Origin of the sequence: Streptomyces cinereospinus (assembly GCF_042430725.1) — a bacterium.
Classification (GTDB): Bacteria; Actinomycetota; Actinomycetes; order Streptomycetales; family Streptomycetaceae; genus Streptomyces; species Streptomyces cinereospinus.
Genome location: NZ_JBHMCY010000215.1, coordinates 1 through 584 on the forward strand (window position 1 = coordinate 1; position 584 = coordinate 584).

Here is a 584-nt window from a genome sequence, read left to right on the forward strand (position 1 = left end):
AGGCGCTCATGAGGGTGGCCATGGGGTCGGGCAGGTTCTGGTTCAAAGACCATGCCCGGTCGGTGAGTTCGTCGACGGATGCGCCGGCGCGGCGGGCGGTGAGCATGGCGGCGGGGTCGAAGGCCGGGCCGACGGAGTCCTGGCGGTATTCGTCGCCGTGCATGTAGGCGGTGGCCTGGTCGGGTTCGGCGAAGTTGTCGATCTGCATCTCGACGAAGTTGCCGTCGGGGTCGCGGTAGTACAGGGAGGTGGTGACGCCGTGGGCGATGCTGACCGCCGGGAGGATGCCGCTGTCCTGAAGCTTTTCGTAGCGGGCGAGGAGGTCGTCGAGGCTGTCGAAGGTGTAGGCGACGTGGTGGGCGCCGGCGGCGGTGGGGCTCTTGCGCTCCAGCGGGGCGGGCGGGGTGATGAGCGCTACTCGGTGGTGCTCCTCGTCGAAGGTGATGAAGCACAGGGCGTCGTCCTGGAAGACGGTGTGGCCGTCCAGGACCGCGCAGTACCAGTCGCGCATCTCGGCGGGCTGGCTCGTCTGGAACACCACGTGGGCGAACTTGGGGGCGGCCATGTCGATCCTCCTTGATCGA

At 68.0% G+C, this 584-nt stretch carries 1 protein-coding gene; it reads right to left on the bottom strand.

Annotation, left to right across the window (positions count from 1 at the left end; translation table 11 throughout):
- Positions 1–565, bottom strand: a 565-nt coding sequence (locus ACFF45_RS35575) for a VOC family protein (protein ID WP_381351186.1), incomplete at its 3' end; no start/stop codon positions are given.
- Positions 566–584: the final 19 nt, after the last annotated feature.